Annotated in this window: 12 protein-coding genes and 2 pseudogenes; 2 read left to right on the forward strand and 12 right to left on the reverse strand. The window is 68.6% G+C overall.

From position 1 onward, the window contains the following. Positions 1–632: 632 nt before the first annotated feature. The 6 genes from yicI to M2271_RS01825 all read right to left on the reverse strand — a co-directional run bounded on the left by yicI (position 633) and on the right by M2271_RS01825 (position 9,078). Positions 633–2,954, reverse strand: coding sequence for an alpha-xylosidase (gene yicI / locus M2271_RS01800; protein ID WP_280885241.1), 2,322 nt, complete (start codon positions 2,952–2,954; stop codon positions 633–635). Between the two features lies 1 nt (position 2,955). Further along, the gene (locus M2271_RS01805) at positions 2,956–4,374 is read right to left on the reverse strand and encodes a GH1 family beta-glucosidase (RefSeq protein WP_280885242.1); all 1,419 of its coding nucleotides are present in this window, start codon (positions 4,372–4,374) and stop codon (positions 2,956–2,958) included. 115 nt (positions 4,375–4,489) lie between these two features. Further along, positions 4,490–5,314, reverse strand: coding sequence for a carbohydrate ABC transporter permease (locus tag M2271_RS01810; protein ID WP_280885243.1), 825 nt, complete (start codon positions 5,312–5,314; stop codon positions 4,490–4,492). Then, on the reverse strand, positions 5,311–6,264 hold the full coding sequence (locus tag M2271_RS01815; RefSeq protein ID WP_280885244.1) for a sugar ABC transporter permease: 954 nt from the start codon (positions 6,262–6,264) through the stop codon (positions 5,311–5,313). The genes M2271_RS01810 and M2271_RS01815 overlap by 4 nt, the downstream gene beginning before the upstream one ends. 9 nt (positions 6,265–6,273) lie before the next feature. Then, positions 6,274–7,506, reverse strand: coding sequence for a sugar ABC transporter substrate-binding protein (locus tag M2271_RS01820; protein WP_280885245.1), 1,233 nt, complete (start codon positions 7,504–7,506; stop codon positions 6,274–6,276). Positions 7,507–8,004: 498 nt separating this feature from the next. Further along, positions 8,005–9,078: a LacI family DNA-binding transcriptional regulator gene (locus M2271_RS01825; RefSeq protein ID WP_280885246.1), complete on the reverse strand. Its 1,074-nt coding sequence runs from the start codon at positions 9,076–9,078 to the stop codon at positions 8,005–8,007. 257 nt (positions 9,079–9,335) lie between these two features. Here M2271_RS01825 and M2271_RS01830 point away from each other — a divergent pair, with 257 nt between their 5' ends. Continuing rightward, entirely contained in the window at positions 9,336–9,587 is a 252-nt protein-coding gene (locus tag M2271_RS01830) for a GNAT family N-acetyltransferase (protein ID WP_280885247.1), read from the forward strand. Positions 9,588–9,595: 8 nt separating this feature from the next. Continuing rightward, a complete protein-coding gene (locus M2271_RS01835) occupies positions 9,596–10,477 on the forward strand; it encodes an endonuclease/exonuclease/phosphatase family protein (protein ID WP_280885248.1) in 882 nt (293 codons plus the stop codon). A gap of 573 nt (positions 10,478–11,050) precedes the next feature. Here M2271_RS01835 and M2271_RS01840 read toward each other — a convergent pair. The 6 genes and pseudogenes from M2271_RS01840 to M2271_RS01865 all read right to left on the reverse strand — a co-directional run. After that, positions 11,051–13,030, reverse strand: a complete 1,980-nt coding sequence (locus M2271_RS01840; RefSeq protein ID WP_280885249.1) for an amino acid transporter — start codon at positions 13,028–13,030, stop codon at positions 11,051–11,053. 38 nt (positions 13,031–13,068) lie between these two features. After that, positions 13,069–13,200 carry a hypothetical protein gene (locus M2271_RS01845; protein ID WP_280885250.1) on the reverse strand — a complete coding sequence of 44 codons (132 nt, stop codon included), beginning with the start codon at positions 13,198–13,200 and terminating at the stop codon, positions 13,069–13,071. Continuing rightward, positions 13,197–14,157, reverse strand: a pseudogene (locus tag M2271_RS01850) (acyl-CoA dehydrogenase family protein); the annotation flags it as partial. The gene M2271_RS01845 and the pseudogene M2271_RS01850, both read right to left, overlap by 4 nt. Positions 14,158–14,505: 348 nt before the next feature. Then, positions 14,506–15,597, reverse strand: a complete 1,092-nt coding sequence (locus tag M2271_RS01855; protein ID WP_280885251.1) for an MBL fold metallo-hydrolase — start codon at positions 15,595–15,597, stop codon at positions 14,506–14,508. Positions 15,598–15,970: 373 nt separating this feature from the next. Further along, the gene (locus M2271_RS01860; protein WP_280885252.1) at positions 15,971–16,570 is read right to left on the reverse strand and encodes an NAD(P)-binding domain-containing protein; all 600 of its coding nucleotides are present in this window, start codon (positions 16,568–16,570) and stop codon (positions 15,971–15,973) included. Between the two features lie 143 nt (positions 16,571–16,713). Beyond that, positions 16,714–16,987 (reverse strand): annotated as a pseudogene (locus M2271_RS01865) (NAD(P)-binding domain-containing protein); the annotation flags it as partial. Between the last annotated feature and the right edge of the window lie 95 nt (positions 16,988–17,082).

Here is a 17,082-nt window from a genome sequence, read left to right on the forward strand (position 1 = left end):
CACCCGTATGAGTGCGGTCTCCGCTCTACGTGAGAACACGTACGGGCCGCCGGCTGGGGGATCCGCTCTGCCGCGGTGGTCCTGGTTCAGCAGGACACCGCCGGATTCCCGGGCCCGTTCAGCCGTCCCCGGGAAGCTGGACCGCAGACCAGCCCGGCTGACAGCATCGGGCTCCGACGGCCACACGCACTTCCGGCCGGACCTGGCAGCTCGGCAGGCCGGCATCGTGAACCGAGGTGGCCGCGCGCCGGTGCGGCCACCAACGGCAGCGCCGGGTTTCGATGTCACTCCACGTCGTCCGAAGGGCAGCTGCCGGACTCGTGGACCTCACGGCGGCCGGCCGTCAGCGGCGTGTTCCACGCGGCCGGAAGCGTCCGTCCAAGGCGCGCGAGCGGGGACAAAGCCATCACCACCGGGGACAGCATCATCGACCCTCATCAGCCGACAGGGGCTGATCGGCCGACACGGGCCGGCGTCCGTCCCCGAACCGACCGCCCACGCCTCCCTGCGGCGGTATCCACCACCCTGCGCTGCCGGGGGACGGCCCGGCGGGCACTGGCCAGGCCCTCTCCGTCAGCCGGGCCCGGCACCGGATCGCGAAGCCGGATCGGAGTGCCGGTCCCGGCGCAGGCTCACATGGCGGCCGGAACGATCAGACGGTGGGTGCCGGGCGGGGCCGGGTACAGGGCGCCGACCGGGTGCGCTTGGGCGGCATCGCCCGGGGTGGCCCCCACGACCACCACGTTCCAGGGCAGTTCGCTCTCCGTCTCGACGACTGTCTCGCCGCCCGAACGCCGGGTGGTGAAGACCGCGGCGGCCGCAGAGCCCGACCGTGTGGGGATGGTGGTGACGGTCTCGGAGCCATCGGCTCCGCCCGGGTACACATGAAGTGTCACGCCGTCCGCCCAATCGGATCGCGGGCTGTCGTCCACCGCGCCGAACGGGACCACCGAGCCCGGCCGGGCCAGCAGCGGCAGCGTGTGGAAACCATGCCGCTCGCGCCTCCACCCCGGACCGCTGACCCGCTCGCCGGTGATCACATTGGTCCAGGTGCCCTCCGGTACGTAGTACTCGACCGTGCCGTCTTCACTGAAGACGGGGGCCACCAGCAGATCAGCACCGAGCATGTACTGACGGTCGAGCGAGTGGGTGCTCGGGTCCTCGGGGAACTCCAGCAGCATGGCCCGCATCACCGGCGTGCCCAACTCCTTGGCCTCGACCGCCGCGTGGAAGAGATACGGCATCAGCCGGTGCTTGAGCCGGGTGAAGTCACGGGTGACCTCGACCGCCTCCTCGCCGTAGTCCCACGGCACCCGGTAGGACTTGCTGCCGTGCAGCCGGCTGTGCGAGGAGAGCAGGCCGAACTGCACCCACCGCTTGAAGACGGCCGGTGGCGGGGTGCCCTCGAATCCACCGATGTCGTGGCTCCAGAAGCCGAAGCCGGACAGGCCGAGCGACAGGCCGCCGCGCAGCGACTCGGCCATCGCCTCGAACGTCGACTCGCAGTCGCCGCCCCAGTGGACCGGCATGCGCTGGCCGCCCGCGGTGGCGGAACGGGCGAAGAGCACCGCCTCACCCTCGCCGCGCTCTTCGACCAGCAGGTCGAAGACGGTCTCGTTGTAGAGCTGGGTGTAGTAGTTGTGCATCCGCTCCGGGTCCGAGCCGTCGAACCAGACGACGTCTTCGGTCGGCACCCGCTCACCGAAGTCCGTCTTGAAAGCGTCCACTCCCTGGCCGAGCAGGAGTCGCAGCTTGGAGGCGAACCACTCGCGGGCGGCGGGATTGGTGAAGTCCACCATGCCCATCCCTGCCTGCCACTTGTCCCATTGCCAGACGTCGCCGTCCGGCCGCTTCAGCAGGTAACCGCCTGCCATGCCCTCGGCGAACAGGTGGGACTTCTGCGCGATGTACGGATTGATCCAGACGCAGACGCGCAGGCCCCGCTCCTTCAACCGGGACAGCATCCCTGCGGGATCGGGGAAGACCGCGGGGTCCCAGACGAAGTCGGACCACTGGTACTCCCGCATCCAGAAGCAGTCGAAGTGGAAGACGCTGAGCGGGATGTCCCGCTCGGCCATGCCCTCCACGAACCGGGTCACCGTCTCCTCGTCGTAGGAGGTGGTGAAGGAGGTCGACAGCCACAGCCCGAACGACCAGTCCGGTGGCAGCGCGGGCCGGCCGGTGAGACCGGTGTAGCGGCGCAGCACGTCCTTCGGGGCAGGTCCGGCGATGACGAAGAATTCGAGGGACTGGTCCTCCACGCTGAACTGGACCCGGCCGACGCTCTCGGAGGCGATCTCGTAGGAAACCTTGCCGGGGTGGTTGACGAAGACACCGTAACCACGGTTGCTCAGGTGGAAGGGCACGTTCTTGTATGCCTGTTCACTGCTGGTGCCGCCGTCGGCCTGCCAGATGTCCACGCTCTGGCCGTTCTTGGTGAACGGGGTGAAGCGCTCGCCGAGGCCGTACACGCTCTCGCCGACGCCGAGCGGCATCTTCGCCAGCATGTAGTGGCGGTCGTCGGCGTCGGTGACGAAGCCCATGTCGCGGGGGCCGAGCGAGGTGATGACCTCGCCGTCGGAGACGAACGCGAGGTTCCAGGGGCCCTCGGTGTCGGCTTTGAGGGACAGCGCGCCGGAAACGAGCTCGACGGTCGAGCCCTCGCGAACGGTCTTCGCATGCCCACCGTCCGGGTCGGCGGTGAGCGTGAACTCCGGGGTCCGGGGCCGCCTGCCGCCGTGGTGCCACAGCCGTACACCGATGACGCCTTCGGCGGGTGACCACGCCTCCACCGTCACCAGCGGGCCGTTGAGCGTGTCCCCGCGGCGCCGGACCTGGGTGACCGGCGCGTAGAGGGTGAAACGGTCGTCGGCGACATCCACGTCGGCGACGGAGGTGGCGTAGCGGACCGTCACCCCTGGGCGGGTCTGCCAATAGCCGTCGGTGAACTTCATCTCAGGCCTCCTGCGTGGACGCGCGGTTGAGGGCGATCAGTTCACGGAACCAGTGGTAACTGTCCTTGGGCGTACGCTCCTGGGTCTCGTAGTCGACCCGTACGATCCCGAAGCGCTGGCCGTAGCCCCGGGCCCACTCGAAGTTGTCCAGCAGCGACCAGCAGTAGTAGCCGCGGACGTCCACTCCCGCGTCGATGGCGGCGGACAGGGCCGCCAGGTGGTCGCGCAGGTACGTCACCCGGTCGGTGTCCCGCACGGCTCCGTCCGGCGAGACGGAGTCGGCCTCGGCGGAACCGTTTTCCGTGACGTAGACGGGCGGCAGGTTCGGGTACCGCGTGGACAGGTCCACCAGCAACTCGGTGAAGGCCGCGGGGACGACGGGCCAGCCCATGGTGGTGTGCCGGGTGCCGTACGGATCGCTCTCGGCGACCCGGATGTCCGTGCCGGTACGCCGGGACGCGTCGGCCTCCGCGTACGGTGCGTCGGAAACGGTCAGCGGGCGGTAGAAGTTCAACCCCATGAAGTCCAGCGGTGCGCCGATGATGTCCAGGTCACCGTCGCGGCGGTACGTGCCGTCAGCCAGCTCGCCCCAGGTTTCGAACTCGTCGGTGGGATACCGGCTGTTGAACAGAGGCTCCGTCCAGACCTCGTTGTGCAGCGTCTCGGCGCGGCGCAGCGCCGCCAGGTCGGCAGGGGAGGAGCCGGCCGCGTGGATACGGTCGAGATTGAGGGTGATGCCGACCTGGGAGGCGCCGGCCTCGCGCAGCACCCGCACCGCGTGTCCATGGGCGAGCAGCAGGTTGTGCGCGGCGGCCAGGGCTCCGGTGCCTTCGCGGGCGCCCGGGGCGTGCCGTCCTTCCCCGTATCCCACGAAGGCGGAGCAGAAGGGCTCGTTGAGGGTGATCCACCGGTCCACCCGGTCGCCCAGTCGCTCCACCACCAGCCGGGTGTACTCGGCGAAGGCTTCGGCGGTCTCCCGGACCCGCCAGCCGCCCCGGTCCTCCAGCGCCTGCGGCAGGTCCCAGTGGTAGAGCGTGACGGCGGGGGAGACACCGGCTTCGAGCAGGGCGTCGGTGAGCCGGTCGTAGAAGTCCAGCCCCTTCGCGTTGGCCGGGCCGGTGCCCTGCGGCTGGATCCGCGGCCAGGCCACGGAGAAGCGGTACGAGTCGACGCCGAGCCGACGCAGCAGCTCGACGTCGTCCCGATAGCGGTGGTAGTGGTCGCACGCGATGTCACCGGTGGCACCGCCGGCGGTGCGGCCCGGAGTGTGGCTGAAGGTGTCCCAGATCGACGGTCCGCGGCCGTCCTCGTCGTGCGCACCCTCGATCTGGTAGCTCGCGGTCGCGGTCCCGAAGACGAAGCCGGGCGGGAAGACGGGAAATCGCTCGGTGTCCGGTGAGTGAGGTGACGTGCTGCTCATGCTGTATTGCGGACCTTCCGGGTCTGAGAGGGGTGCGTGAAGTGCTCGACGAACGCGCACGAGGGGCACGGTCCGGCCGCTCGTGCGCAAGGGTCGTCCGTACCGGTCGTCCGTACTACTTGACCGAACCGCCGGTGATTCCCGCGGCGACGTACTTCTGGGCCAGTATCAGCAGGACCGCCGCCGGGACGGCGGAGACGACGGCCGTCGCCATGACCGCGCCCCAGTCGCTGACGTGGGCGCCGATGTACTCGTACATGCTGAGAGTGATGGGCTTGACGTCGTCCGTCGTGTTGAGCGTCAGCGCGAACATGAAGTCGGACCAGGCGAAGAGGAAGGTGAAGAGGCCGGCCGTGATGAGCGCGTTACGGCTGATCGGGAGCACGATGCGAACGAAGGCGGTGAATCGGTTCGCCCCGTCGACCATCGCCGCCTCCACGATCTCTTTCGGGATCGACACCATGAAGGCCCTCAGCAGCACGATGGAGAACGGCAGGCCGAGCGAGGCGTCGGCCAGGATCAGCCCCGGGAGCGAGTTGACCAGGTGCAGGTCGACATAGGCGCTGTAGAGCGCGTTGGCGATGACGATGCCGGGCACCATCTGGGTGATCAGGGTGCCGAACACGATGGACCGGCCGCCCTTCAGACCGAGTTGGGCCAGGCCGTAGGCGGCGGGCGCCGCCATCGCGAGACAGACCACGACCGCGCCGAGCGCGACGACCAGGCTGGTCACGAGCGAGCCGCCCTGGCTCTCCAGCGCCCGGTCGAAGTTCGACCAGCCGGGCGAGGACGGGAACCAGCTGGTCGAGGCAAGGCCTTCGCCCGGCTGAAGGGCGATGTTGAGCATCCAGTACAGAGGGAACAGCAGGATGATCAGAACAACCAGCGCGATGACGGTGTTACTGCCCCGTCGCAGGGTGCGGGTGGACACGGCGATCACTTCCCCTGACCGAAGTCGGACCGATTGGCCCGGAGATAGAACACGGCGAATACCGCGCTGATGAGGATGAGGACGTTGCCGACCACCGCGCCCTGCCCGAAGTCGAGCTGCTGGAACGACAGTTGGTAGGTGGCAGTGCCGAGAGTCTGAGTGGCGTCGGCCGGCCCGCCGCCGGTCAGCGCGAGGATCAGGTCCAGAATCTTGATCGTCGACATGAAACCGAGGACCAGTACCACGGTGACCACCGGCCGCAACTGCGGCAGCGTGACGCTGCGGAACGTACGCCAGGGACCGGCGCCGTCGAGCGCGGCGGCCTCGTACATCTCACGCGGGATCTCCTGGAGCCCGCCGTAGAGGATCACCATGTTGAACGGGATGCCGACCCAGATGTTGACCAGGATCGCGGACAGCAGGGCGACGCTCGGACTGCTCAGCCAGGGCACCGGCTCCGAGGTGAGGTGCAGGTCCATCAGAAGGGTGTTGAGCACCCCGGTGTCCTGGTCGAGGAGCTTTCGCCACACGACCGACGACACGACCATCGGGACGAGCCACGGAAGCAGCAGCACCGCGCGGGCGAAGCCGGACAGCCTGAAGCGCCGGGAGAAGAACACGGCCAGCGCCAGGCCCAGGACGAACTGGCCGAACAGTGAGCCCAGCGTGAAGAGGACCGTGTGCCAGAGAGAGTCGGTGAACAGCTGACTGTCGAACACCGCGGTCCAGTTGTCGAGGCCGTTGAACGGTGCCTCGCCGGTGAAGAAGGTACGCGGTGTGTAGTGCTGGAAGCTCATGACGACGTTGCGTACGAGCGGATACCCGAAGAAGGCCAGCATGTAGAGGACGGCGGGCGCGACGAAGAGCCAGCGTGTCAGCGCGGCGCGGGACCCTCTCCGATCGAGGACCGGGGGGCTTGCCGCCACGGACTCGGCGGGCACAGCGGTGGTGGTACTCATGAAGGCTCCTCACTCTCCGCCGGCCGTGGCCTGCGACTGGGCACGCTTCAGCGCCGCTTCGGGCGAGGAGCCGCCGGTCAGAACAGACTGGAAGGCACCCGCCAGGGCGTCGGAGACGGCCGGCCACCGGGCGCCGACTTCGGCGGTACGGGAACGGGCGGTGGCGACCGTGTCGGCGAAGCCTGCGAGCTTCGGGTTGTCGGCCTTGTACTCGGCGGCGGCGGATTCCCTGGTGGGGATGTTGTTGACGCCCGCACCCCAGCCCACTTGGTTCCGGCGTTCGTTCAGGCAGTTGAGGATCTTGGCGGCGGTGGTCTGGCGCCCGGTCTCGCCGGTACGGGGCAGGGCCATCACGGTTCCGCCCATCGGAGCCACCGGAGCCTTGCCGGCCACGGGCACCGGGATGGTGGCGACCGCCCAGTTGAGGAGCTTGTGCTCGCTGAGCACGGGAACCTGCCACGGGCCGTTGACCATCATGGCCGCCCGGCCCGCGATGAACTGGTCGTTGACGTCCTGCTGGTTCCAGGTGACCGCGGCGCTCGAGGCGGAATGGTCGGTGACCAGGTCCTTCCACAACTGGACCGCCCGGTCCCCCTTGCCGTTGTCGATGTGGGCCTCGTCCCCGCCCGCGGACCAGAAGAAGGGAAGGAACTGGTAGACCCCGTCCGCGTCGGGCGTGGCGCTGAAAGCCATCCCGAACGTCTTGCCCCGGGTGAGCTTCTTGGCCGTCACCTTCAGCTCGTCCCAGGTGGCGGGCGGTGTCACTCCTGCCTTCTTCAGCAGATCCTTGTTGTAGAACAGCGCCAGGGTGTTGACCGAGCGGGCGATGCCGTACGGGGTGCCCTTGAAGCTCCCCAGGCTCACGGCACCCGGCGAGAGCCCGTCCACCCTCACGCCCGCTGTCTTCAGCGGGACCAGGCCACCGGTGTCGGCGAACTGCGGCAGCTCCGATCCGTCCAGCTCCAGGATGTCGGTCATCGAGTGCGACGACGCCATCCGCAGCGCCTTGGTGGCCACTTGGGCGGCGGGGACACTGGTCTGCTCGACCGTCACCCCGAGCGGCTTGGCACACCGGTCGAAGAACTTCTGTTGTTGGTCGTGCTCAAGCTCGTCCGTGGCGGAGTTCAGCACCGTGATGGTGTGGGGGTCGGCCCCCTGCGCGCACCCGGTGAGGCCGGCCGAGGTCACGAGGAGGGTGAGGAGCAGGACCGGCGCCGGAGGGCGGCGGCGAAGGAATGGCATGTGGGTGTCTCTCCGTTCGGGCTACGACTCTGTAAGGAGACGGAGGTCGTGCGAGATCGGCGCTCCGGGGGACAGCGCCCGGGGCACGCCGTGACTCTTGCGGCACAACGGTGTCGAGTGGGCAAAGGTGCACTTCACCTGCAGCTCACACAGATCGGGCAGGGCGTACATCACGCGCCGTGCGGGGTGCCCGCCCGCCTCTCACCGGCGAGTCGAGGCGGGGCCGCACAGTGTGCCGGGTGGGCGCACGGTAGTGACTTCTGCGATGTCACTCATGGGTCATGGCGGTCATCGCAGCTCCCGACTGTTGTGCCATGCCACCTTGATGTGCTCGAAGGTGTCGCCTCGCGTCGAATCGATTCGACGACGTGCTGCAGTGATGTTAAGGGCATGTATCCGATGGCGACAAGAGCCTCAGGAGAACAAATCAGCCACAGTGGCGCCGGGCCGACCGCGCGGGATCCCGCGAGGCCGGAGCGCGGGGAAGGCCTGCGGAGATCAGACCCGCGGGGCGATGAGTGGCGTGTCCCCCGGCAGCAGGACCGGGGCGATCAGCAGATGACCGACGGTGTCGGCGAGCAGCCGCGGACCGGCCTCCACGTTTCCTGCGGTGGTCTCGCGCAGCGCCGTGGCCGCGGTCACGGCGAGCCGGGTCACTTCGCCGGCCAGCGTCTCCACCGGCAGTTCGACACGAGGCAGCCGACGACTGGACGGGTCTCCGGGCAGGGCGCCGATCACGACGACGGTGAGGTCCTCGGGAACACGGAGCCCGGCATCGGCCACGGACGTCAGAATGTGGTGATGCGCGGAGGGGTGCTGCACGATCAGCGCGGTCGGCCGTCCGTGTCCCCCGTCGTCCGCGCGCTCCGCGAGCAGCGTCCGGAGCCGGCGGGCCAGTCCGGCCGGATCGTTCACCGCATGGGCCACCGTGACGGCGGCGTCGGTGCTCCGGGCGCCGCGGGTCGCACCGGCGATACCCCGGAGCGCGTAACTGCGCCTGGCCGCCACTTCCGCTTCGGTGGGTGCGAGGTACACCATCTCGCGGTGTCCCGCGGCGGCCAGCTCACGCACCACCAGGGCGGCGGCCTCCTCCCAGTCCAGGTCGGTCCACGGCAGGGCGTCCTCGTCGGCCGGCCGCCCGATGAGCGCGGCGGGGAAAGCCAGTTCCCGTACGACATCGATCCGGGCGTCCTCCATGTCGACGGCCATCAGCACTGCCGCGTCGGCGAGTCCGCTCAGTGCCACGCGGCGCAGCCCCTCGGCCTTGTCCTGGGACGTGGTGAGCAGCAGGTCGTAGCCGAGGCTCACGGCGGCGTCGCTGACCTCTATCGCGAAACGGCCGTCCACGGCGTTTCGCCGGCCGGCCGGGCGAGGCAGGGCGAGAGCGATCACATGGGTGCGGCTGCTGCGCAGAGTCCGGGCGCTGGCCCGCGGGTGGTACCCGAGCGCGTCCACGGCCTCCTGCACGCGTCTGCGCGTCTCCTCGGAAATGGGCCGGGAGCCGTTGAACACATAGGAGACGGTGCTCGGTGCGACCCCGGCGTGCTGGGCGACATCCTTGATGGTAGGCAACCTCGCCCCCTCGGTGATGCGGGCACGACGACGAATAGCCCGAGGGCGAGCCTCATCATATATCGGACCCCTCACCTGCAGATCCGGCAGACGCGGGGTGGTGCGTCGGCGGCCCGGCCGCCATCGGGCCGTCGGTCGGTGTCCGGATCCCGGGGACACGCTCGCGCCCCCGCAGGTGCTCCGGCATGCGCTGGCGGCCCGACCTTCCCCTCCTGGCGCGTAATGCGCCTTAATTATTGGCGCCTATTACAGGCGATGTGACCCGCGCCCTCATCCTCGACAAGGACGGCGCCTTTGCCGCCCACGGCCAGGTCGCCGGTCCCGCACGCGCCGACTCCGTCGTGTTCGACCAGATGGAGACCGCACCCGCTCACCGTCGCGAAGGCCTGGGACGGGTAGTCATGCACACCTTGATCAACGCGGCGATCGCGGCGGACGCCCGCGCTGGGGTGCGCGCCCCAACGGTTGAGGGGCAGAGCCTGTACAAGTCGCTCGGCTGGACCACATAACCTCGGGCATGGAGACGTCAGATGTGATGTGTATCCAGATCGAGGAGGCGATGGTGTTCGGAAGCGGTACCCGGTTGCTCGCGGGCGTCATGACCGCGGCCTGCATCGTGCTCGTCGGCCCCAGTGCACCAGGCAGCGCACTCTTCGGCCGGTCACTGCCCGTCGATGCCGTCAGCGACGTCGTACCGAACCGGGTTATGACGTGGAACATCTGCAACCCCTGCGAGGCGAGCAACGTTGACCGGGCAGCGGAGATCGCCACGTATGCGCCCCAGGTCGTCGGCCTGCAAGAAGCGTGCGTGCGTGACGTCGAGAGGATCCGGGACCATCTGGAGAGGCTTTACGGGCTGGTTTACCACGTCGAGTACGGGATGGTTCTTCGGAATTGGGGCCGCTGCGGGGGAGCGCCGTGGAGTCCCGGAGCCTTCGGTCAGGCGGTCCTCTCGGCGGCACCGATGACAGACCGCGTCACCGTGGAATACCCCGATGGCGGATCCGAAGACCGCGGGTACATGGCAGTCACCACCATGGTGGGTGGCCGGCCCGTCCGGGTCTTCAACACGCACCTCGCCCAACGACGTCAAGAAGCAGTCCGAGCAGATCAGACCCGCGTACTCGCCGCAGAACTCGCCCGCCACGACCGAGCCATCGTTCTCGGCGACTTCAACGCCGTTCCGGACGCTCCCGAACTCGCCCGGATATGGGCCCTGGCCGCGGATACAGACCCCCGATGTCATCCCGCGCTCGTCGGTACCTGCGAGCCGACCACCGACTGGCACAGCAAGTTCGACTACATCTTCCTGCGAGGCATCGCCCCGCTCAAGCACAGTGTGCGAGCCACCCCGTACTCGGACCACCATCTGCTGCACACCGACCTGGACCCGACGTGAGGCGCATCCGCGACCGCCGGCACCTCTGGGCCCATGAGGACGGGCCCCGCCTGATCGCTGAGGTTTGTCCGGGCTCGTGACGAGTATGCGGTGGCCGCAGGTGGACGACGGCGGCGGGGACGCTCGGGGCCGGCGACGGCGTGGTGTGCACAGCGCAGATCCCGCCCGCCGGCGGGCGATGTCCGGCCAGGGTATGGCCCGGATCGCGGGCCGGTTCAAGCGGGTGGAGCCGCAGGCGGACGGCCCGGACCTTCGTACGCAGCCTGACTCCGCGCACAAAGAAGGCGCCGGCACACGCCATGGTGTCGGCGCCGGCGCCCTGTACGCGCAAGACGGCCTCGCCGTAGTGACCGTCGCCCGGCGCGTCTTCGCGCGAGGCGGCGGTCACGTCGCGGTCGGCGTGACGCCGAGGATGTCGTCTTCGACGAGTTCCAGTGCCAGGTCGGTGAGGGACTGGAACAGCGGGTCGTCGAACAGTTTCCAGCTCTGCCCGGACGGTGACGGTGCGAGGGCTGCCCGTGCGTCGAGGTGCTGCCGGAGCGGTTGCGGGTGGGGGTGGTTGGGGTTGTGGTGTCAGCCTGCGACGTGGATGCCGGGACGGCGGGCGGGGTCGGGTTGGTGCTGGCGGATGATCTCGCGGGTGACGGGGGCGGTGTCGCCGCGGCCGAGGAGGAAATAGCGGAACATGTGCGTCAGGGGGCTGCCTTCGGCCCAGGCGAAGTAGCAGTGCGGCTGCACGCCGGTGGTGTCGTGCAGGGTGAGGAGGATCGCGGCGATGGCGTTCGGTGCGGCGGGGGCTTCGGCTCGCAGGATCCGGTGCCCGTCGATTTCGACGCCGTGGATGGTGAGGGTTTCGCTGAAGTCGGAGGGGTCGACGACGTCGATCTCCAGGAACAGGATGTCGGCGAGGCCGGGCACGGGATTGGTGGCACGCTGTTCGCGTTCCTTGTCCGCGTACTCGGCGCCGTCGCCGGCCTGACGGCGATTGGTGATGATGTTGATGGCGTTGTCGTGGGCGAGGGTGTCGGTGATGAACTGGCGGGCGGCCTCGTCGAACACGATGGTGTCTGCGCGTAGTTCGGTGGTGCGAGAGATTCGGGAGATCAGCGAGATGGTGATGATGCCGACGATGAACATCGCGGAGATGGTGATGCCGTCCGGCTTGTCGATGATGTTGGCCACCAGCGCGTAGAGCAGTACTGCGGTGAGCGCAGCGAATCCCACGGACAGGGTGCGTTGGCGGCGGCGCAGCGCGGAGACGGTGACGGCAAAGGCGCCGGAGACCATCATGGCGAGGATGCCGGTGGCGTAGGCGCCGGCCTGGGCGTCGATATCGGCGTCGAAGGCGATGGTGATGATGACGCACAGCGCTGTGTAGACCAGCACGACGGGGCGCACCGCGCGGCCCCATTCGGGGGCCATGCCGTAGGCGGGAAGATAGCGCGGGACGATGTTGACCAGTCCGGCCATCGCGGAGGCGCCCGCGAACCAGAGGATCAGGATGGTGCTGATGTCGTAGGCGGTGCCGAAGGCTTCCCCGACGTGTTCGTGGGCCAGCCAGGCCAGGGCCCGGCCGTTGGCCGCGCCGCCCGCCTCGAACTCCTTGTGCGGGATGAGGACGGTGGTCACGAAGCTGGCGGCCAGCAGGTAGACGCTCATGACGAGTGCGGCCGTCGTGAGCAGTCGGCGGGCGTTGCGGATACGGGACTTCAGCCGCTGCTCGGTGGTCTCGCCCTCGGCGGAGATGAGCGGCATCATGCTTACCCCGGTCTCGAATCCGGACAGACCCAGCACCAGCAGCGGGAACGCCAGCAGCGCGGGCCCCGCCAGGTCACCGAACCCCCGGCCTTCGGTGAGCGCGCTGGTCCATGCCGAGAAGGCGCCCGGGCTGGTGAAAACATCCACCAGGCCGACGCCGATGGTCACTGCATTGAGCGCGAGGAATATGGCGACCAGAGGGATGGCCACGCTCACGGCTTCGCTGAACCCGAGCAGGAACACCCCGCCCAGGAGCACCAGGAGCGCCACGGTGATGACGACCTCATGCCCTTGCAGAGCCTGCGGAGCATAGGAGCTCTCCACCATATGTACGGAGGCGTCGGCCGCGGACAGGGTGATGGTGATGATCCATGAGGTCACCACGAATCCGAGCAGGACCAGGACGAACAGTTTGCCCCGCCAAAACGGCAGCAGGTCCTCGAGCATCGCCACCGATCCGGCCCCGTGCGGACTCTCGCCGGCCACCCGCCGGTACATCGGCAGCATCCCCAGCAGGGTTAACACCACGAGCAGAAGAGTGGCCAGCGGGGAGACCGCACCGGCTGCGAGGGCGGCGATCGCCGGCACGTAGGCCAGGCTGGAGAAGTAGTCGACGCCGGTCAGGCACATCACCTTCCACCAGGCATGCGACTCGGCGGAGTCTGTCTCCGCCGCAGGATTGACCGCCTGCACCCGGTGCTGCAGCAACCATTGCGCCAGAGCGCCACCCGGCCGCTCCGGTACGGCAGGATCCTTCACCACGTTCGCGGCGGCCAGATCGTTCACTTCGGTCATATCCCCCACACTCTCCAACCCGCTCAGGGTGCAGGGCCCTACAGCCCCGCGATGATCAACGAGTATGCGGCCTCCCGGTACCTTCGCCTCCAGGGCGGGGTGCCCGTCTCCGGATCGATGGCCAGGCCCTCGTTGTCCGGGTACCCGGCGTCCGCCGCGGCGATGCTCATGCGTCAAGTCCTCCCCGCTTCACCAGCTGGCTCGCGATGACGTTTCGCTGGATCTCGTTGGTGCCCTCACCGACGATCATCAGCGGGGCGTCGCGGTAGTAGCGTTCGACGTCGAACTCCGTGGAGTAGCCGTAACCGCCGTGTATCCGCACCGCGTTGAGGGTGATCTGCATGGCTGTCTCGGAGGCGAACAGCTTCGCCATTCCGGCCTCCATGTCCACCCGGCGGCCCGCTTCCGCCTCCCGGGCCGCGTGCAGGGTCAGCTGGCGGGCCGCGGTCAGTGACGTCGCCATGTCGGCCAGGTAGTTGCCGATGGACTGGTGCTGCCAGATCGGCCTGCCGAATGATTCCCGCTCCTGGGCGTAGGCGAGGGCGTCCTCCAGCGCGGCCCTGCCGACGCCGAGGGCGCGTGCTGCGACCTGCAGGCGGCCGGTTTCAAGGCCCCCCATCATGTGCCCGAAGCCCTCGCCTTCGGTCTCGCCGAGCACGGCATCGGCCGGAGCGTGGTTCCTCGAAGGACAGTTCGCAGCTTTCCACGCCCTTGTAACCCAACTTGGGCAGGTCACGCGAGACGGTCAGTCCCCGCCCGTGTTCGACCAGCAGAATCGACATTCCCCGGTGCGAGGGGCTTGCGGCCGGGTCGGTCTTGCACAGGAGCGCGATCAGCTGTGCGCGACGCGCGTTGGTGATCCACGTCTTCACGCCATTGACAACGCAACCCTCGGCGTCCCTGCGAGCGGTGGTGCGCATGGCCTGCAGATCCGAGACGCCGCCAGGCTCGGTCAGCGCCATGGCCGCCCGGATCTCACCCGTGGCCATGCGCGGCAGGTAACGCCCCTTCTGCTCCTCCGTGCCGAAGCGGAGCAGTAGCTTGGCGACCACGGTGTGGCCGCCCATGGCGCCGGCCAGGCTCATCCAGCCGCGGGCCAGTTCCTCGGTGACCAGGACGTAGCAGGGCATCCTGACCGAGCACATCAACCGGTTCGGCGAGTACTCCACGCACGAACTCGGCATCCAGCCCGACGCGTACGACCCGAAACCCGACGTCGACTTCACCCCGCTGCGCGAGCAGGACCCGTCCGTGGCCGGTTTCGGTCAGGCGGCCTGACCACCTCTACCGGAGGGAACCCCACCATGCAGGCACCCGGCTTCCTCGACACCCAGCTCTCCGGGGCCCGCACGTGGGCCACCGTCGTGACGTCACGGCCCATCCCTGTCGGCGCCCGAACTGCGTGGGGATCTGGGCCTTCTGGAGGCCGACGGCGTTCTCCCTCTGCTCGGCCAAGCGCCAGCGTCAGGGCGAGGCTAGGGATGGATACCGGAGGGCCCGAGCACGCCGTAGTCGGCACGTAGCGATTCGAGCATGGCGAAGGCGTTGTCGGTCGTGTAGACGTCGGCCCCGGCCAGCATTCCGGTGTACTTGGCGGTGACGGGAAGGGCCGCCTGCTGGGCAATGGCGTCGAGGTAGGTCTTGAAGATCGCCCAGGCATTCCCCGAGGGCCCGTACCTGTCGAAGAACGGAGTGGGGTCCAGGGAATCGTAGGTGGCCCGCGTGCTCGCGTCGAGGTCGGCGACGTACTGCTGCTGCAGGTCGGCGTCGGAGCGGACGCCGAGGCGGCCTACGTGGCCGCCCACCAGGGTCTTCCACGGATAGCGCATCGCCTCGTCGTGCGCGGTCACCCAGCCGCGGATGTCCTGGGAGACGGCCAAGCCGGTGAACGGCACCCAGCCGGGATAGAACACGTCCACAACCATCAGTGTTTCCTGGTCGGGCGCGTGGATGAAGATGTTGTCGTACGTGTGGTTAGGACCGTGGTAGGCGAGTTCGAGGCGCTCGCCACCGACTCGCAGGGTGTAGTGGTCGTCGAAGGTCACCGTCGGCGCCGGCCGGTTGGGGTCCGCGTCGATGAGCAGCAGGCGACGGGTCTCGGTGTGGCCGATGCGGACGATATCCTTGCCCAGGATGGCGGAGGCCGCGATGTGATCGGCGTGGGAGTGGGAGTAGACCTGGTGAGTCACCTTGCTGGGTCGGCCGTTGGCCCTGGTGACGTCGTCGATGGCGCGCAGCAGGTTGTGGCCGATGCTCGGCGGTGCGTCGACGAGTACGACCCCGTCGCGTGTGCTCAGGAACATGGACTGGTAGTAGGAGTCGGTGACCCAGTACAGGTTGCCCTTGATGCGGCCGACGAAATAGCCGTCGGCGTTGAGCGCGGGTCCCAGCGCGCTCCTCGGCACCGGCGCGAACTCGGGCAGGTCGGAAGCCTCTGCTGCGGCTGCGGCTGCGGTGCCCGGCAGTGTGCCGCCGATCAAAGTGGCTACGGCGGGCACTGCGGCGGCGGCCAGCGTCCGCTTGAGGAATGTGCGGCGGGCGGCCGACTGCTGTGGCTCCGTTGTCATCGTCTTGCTCCTTTGCGAGATGTGTGTGGGTTGCCCTGGGACAGAGGCCAGTCGTACCGGGCAGCCTGCGGATACCGGGAAGGCGGCTTCGTGGCGACGATGTGTCATGCATGCCGCGCCTCCGTCCGGAGGGGGACCAGTGCGAACCCGGTGATACCGGTGCCGGTCACGGTCGTGTGGCGGCCGTGGAGATCGAGGGTCCGAGGCACAGTCCGATCACCTGCCGACCGGCTCGGAGTGTCCACGGCGCTGAGCGCGGCGTTCGGTTGGTTCTGCCGGCGACGAACGGCCGCTGAGCGAACTCCTGTTGCGTGGGGTGTGGTCCCGCCGGGGGCGGAGGGCTGAGGGCCGTAATGTCGGTGGTACGGGGTGGTCATCCCTCTCGGATGGCGTGCAGACCGGTCAGCGGCCCTCCGTCCACTTGCATGAGGCGCCCCATCACCAGTGGGCCGAGGTCGACGGGAGCGAATCCGAAGCCCTCGACGACGGAGCGGAAGACGTTCTTGGCGTCCTGGTCGTCGCCGGCGTAGAAGAGGATCCGGCGGCCGGCTTCGGTGACGGGGTCCGCTGCGACGTAGCGGCCGTACATGTTGTCGAAGGCCTTGATGACATGTGCCCCGGGGATCAGCGAGGCGACCAGTTCACTTCCACCGATGTCGAGGTGCTCTGCGACAAACGAGGGGGTGAGCTTGATCCACTGGTTCGTTGCGTCGATGACGATCCGCCCCTCCCTGGCCGGCAGGTGGCGCACCGCCTCGCGGACCTTCGACCAGGGGACCGCGAGGACGACGATGTCCGCGGCACCGGCCTCGGCCACACTGCCGGCCGAGGCGCGAGGACCAAAGGCGGCCACGACGTCACCCAGCGTCTCGGGGCCGCGGCTGTTGCTGAAAATCACGTCATGTCCGGCCTTCACGACGTGACCGGCGATGGCGCGGGACAGCGTTCCCGCACCGATCATCCCGAACTTCATCGGTGTGCTCCTTCAGTGCTGTGGGCTCGCACGATCGGCCGCCCTCCGGGCGATGACCGCGGCGATGGTGCCTGCGTGTCAGGGGACGTACTGCGGTGCAGCCGACCACTGACGAGGTCGGTGAAGGTGGTGAGATCGAAGGGGTTGGTGATGTCGACGATGACCTTGCCTACCAGCGCGTCCCCGTACTGACTGACGATCGACGCGGCGCCCGCGTACGGCACGGCCAGGACGACGAGGTCACCGGTCAGGGCACCGCTGCCGACCGTCCCGGCTGTCGTGGTGCCGCCGAGTTCACCGGCCAGGGCGGCGGCCTTGGTCCCGTTCGGGAGTGAGCTTGATTGCGGTCTCGGCGAGTTGTCGGTTGTGCGAACCGGTACGCGCGGAACCGACGAGAGCGACGATGCGGATGGACATGGCTACTCCTGGTGCAGGTTGGTGACACACCCGTCCGGTGCAGCCGTGCGGGTGTGGGAGGGAAGGCGGTCCTCCACGCGGTGCGACAGGGAGGG

This window comes from Streptomyces sp. LBL (assembly GCF_029893585.1).
Lineage (GTDB): Bacteria > Actinomycetota > Actinomycetes > Streptomycetales > Streptomycetaceae > Streptomyces.

What these genes read in the sequence shown, in the direction of transcription:
- yicI (WP_280885241.1), bottom strand. Translation starts at nt 2,954, where the DNA reads ATGAAGTTCACCGACGGCTATTGGCAGACCCGCCCAGGGGTGACGGTC.
- M2271_RS01855 (WP_280885251.1), bottom strand. Translation starts at nt 15,597, where the DNA reads ATGACAACGGAGCCACAGCAGTCGGCCGCCCGCCGCACATTCCTCAAG.
- M2271_RS01845 (WP_280885250.1), bottom strand. Translation starts at nt 13,200, where the DNA reads ATGAGCATCGCCGCGGCGGACGCCGGGTACCCGGACAACGAGGGCCTG.
- M2271_RS01835 (WP_280885248.1), top strand. Translation starts at nt 9,596, where the DNA reads ATGGAGACGTCAGATGTGATGTGTATCCAGATCGAGGAGGCGATGGTG.
- M2271_RS01815 (WP_280885244.1), bottom strand. Translation starts at nt 6,264, where the DNA reads ATGAGTACCACCACCGCTGTGCCCGCCGAGTCCGTGGCGGCAAGCCCC.
- M2271_RS01805 (WP_280885242.1), bottom strand. Translation starts at nt 4,374, where the DNA reads ATGAGCAGCACGTCACCTCACTCACCGGACACCGAGCGATTTCCCGTC.
- M2271_RS01840 (WP_280885249.1), bottom strand. Translation starts at nt 13,030, where the DNA reads ATGACCGAAGTGAACGATCTGGCCGCCGCGAACGTGGTGAAGGATCCT.
- M2271_RS01860 (WP_280885252.1), bottom strand. Translation starts at nt 16,570, where the DNA reads ATGAAGTTCGGGATGATCGGTGCGGGAACGCTGTCCCGCGCCATCGCC.
- M2271_RS01820 (WP_280885245.1), bottom strand. Translation starts at nt 7,506, where the DNA reads ATGCCATTCCTTCGCCGCCGCCCTCCGGCGCCGGTCCTGCTCCTCACC.